The sequence below is a fragment of the Micromonospora xinjiangensis genome, from assembly GCF_056150165.1.
The window spans coordinates 1-2,162 of the sequence record NZ_JAXCFO010000016.1 but is presented as its reverse complement, the minus strand read 5'-3'; the positions used below and the strand labels follow the sequence as shown (position 1 = coordinate 2,162).

General features: G+C 74.4%; 2 protein-coding genes and 1 pseudogene. All 3 read left to right on the top strand.

The genetic code is table 11. The annotated features are described in order from the left end of the window. Positions 1-729: glycosyltransferase (locus tag SM573_RS29700; protein ID WP_474615100.1), on the top strand; the 729-nt coding region annotated here is incomplete at its 5' end. Then, positions 714-1,931 (top strand): glycosyltransferase, encoded by a 1,218-nt coding sequence (locus SM573_RS29695; protein ID WP_474617554.1) that lies wholly within the window; start codon positions 714-716, stop codon positions 1,929-1,931. The genes SM573_RS29700 and SM573_RS29695, both read left to right, overlap by 16 nt. Further along, positions 1,931-2,162 (top strand): annotated as a pseudogene (locus SM573_RS29690) (phosphoheptose isomerase); the annotation flags it as partial. The gene SM573_RS29695 and the pseudogene SM573_RS29690, both read left to right, overlap by 1 nt.

The following is a 2,162-nucleotide window of genomic DNA, read 5'->3' as shown; positions in this document are numbered from 1 at the left end:
GGCCGGGACGTCCCCGCCGTCTACGTCGAGCACAACACCCCGAAGGACGGCGACGTCCCCCACAGCCGCCACCCCATGGCCGACCGCGACGACCTGGTCATCGCCCACGTCACCGGCTTCAACCAGCTGTTCTGGGACACCGGCGGCACCCGCACCACGGTGATCGACCACGGCATCGTGCCCCCGGCCGTCGAGTACACCGGTGAACTCGACCGGCTCGCCGTCGTGATCAACGAGCCGGTACGCCGCTGGCGGGTGACCGGCACCGACCTCCTGCCCCGGTTCGCCGAGATCGCGCCACTGGACGTGTTCGGCATGAAGGTGGCCGGGCTGGCCGACGCGCTCGGGCTGCCTTCCGACCGGGTGACCAGCCACGACGACGTGCCGCAGGCCCGGATGCACGAGGAGCTGGCCCGGCGGCGGGCGTACCTGCACCTGTGCCGGTGGACCTCGCTCGGGCTGAGCCTCATCGAGGCCATGGCGATCGGCATGCCGGTCGTCGCGCTCGCCACCACCGAGGCGGTGATGGCCGTACCACCGGGGGCGGGCGCCCTCGACACCCGCATCGACACCCTGTTGGACGCGGCACGCCGGTTCGTGGCCGAACCGGAGTCCGCACGGCAGGCCGGCGCGATCGCCCGCACCGCGGCGCGCGACCGGTACGGCCTCGACCGTTTCCTCGCCGACTGGGACCGGCTGCTGGAGGAGGAAGTATGCGCATCGCGATGATCTCGGAGCACGCCAGCCCGCTCGCCATCCTCGGCGGCGAGGACGCCGGCGGCCAGAACACGCATGTCGCGGAGCTCTCCGCCGCGCTCGCGGCCGCCGGGCACGAGGTGCGGGTGTACACCCGGCGCGACGCCGTGGACCTGCCCGTCACCGTGCGCAGCCCGGACGGGTACGACGTGGTGCACGTGCCGGCCGGCCCGGCCGAGCCGGTGGCCAAGGACGCGTTGCTGCCGCACATGAAGGAGTTCAGCCGCTGGCTGGTCGACCAGTGGCGGGGCGGTGACTGGGCCCCCGAGGTGATCCACGCGCACTTCTGGATGAGTGGACTCGCGGCGCTCGCCGCCAGCCGGCAGACCGGGTTGCCGGTGGTGCAGACGTACCACGCGCTCGGCACGGTGAAGAAGCGGTACCAGGGGGTGCAGGACACCAGCCCGGCGCGGCGGGTGGCGTACGAGCGGGAGCTGGGCCGGACCGTGGACCGGGTGGTCGCCCAGTGCCAGGACGAGGTCGGCGAGCTGGTCCGGATGGGGGTGCCGCGGTCCCGGATGACGGTGGTGCCCTCCGGCGTGAACCTGACCACCTTCGCCCCGCTCGGGCCGGCCGCCGAGCGCGAGCCCGGACGGGCCCGCATCCTCACCGTCGGCCGGCTGGTGGAGCGCAAGGGCTTCCAGACCGTGATCCGGGCGATGGCGCTGGTGCCCGACGCCGAGTGCGTGGTGGTCGGCGGTCCGCCCGCCGGGCTGTTGGAGAGCGACCCGTACGCCCGCCGTCTGCGCGGGCTCGCCGAGTCGTGCGGAGTGGCCGACCGGGTGCGCCTGGTCGGTGCGGTGCCGCGGGAGGAGATGGGCCGCTGGTACCGCTCGGCCGACGTGCTGGTCGCCGCCCCCTGGTACGAGCCGTTCGGGCTCACCCCGCTGGAGGCGATGGCCTGCGGCGTGCCGGTGATCGGCACCGCCGTGGGTGGGCTCAAGGACACCGTCGTCGAGGGGATCACCGGTGACCTCGTCCCGGCCCGCGATCCCCGGGCGCTGGGCGGCGCGATCCAGCGGCTACTCGACGACCGGATCCGCCGGTTCGCGTACGCCACGGCGGCCCAGGAACGGGCCCGGCTGCGCTACTCCTGGGCGGCGACCGCGGAACGGCTGGTGGAGGTCTACAGCGAGGTGGTCGCGGTGCGGCGGCCGAGCGGGGTGGTGGCCTGATGGCGGCCTCGCCGCTGGACGCCCACCTGGCGAACCTGGCCGCGGCGCTGCTGCCGTACCGCGAGTGCGAGCGGCTGCTCGCGCGGTGGGGCGAGACGCTGGCCCAGCGGCTCGCGGGTGGGGGGCGGTTGCTGGTGGCCGGCAACGGCGGCAGCGCCGCCGAGGCCCAACACCTCACCGCCGAACTCGTCGGCAAACTCCGCGACGACCGCCAACCCCTCTCCGCCATCG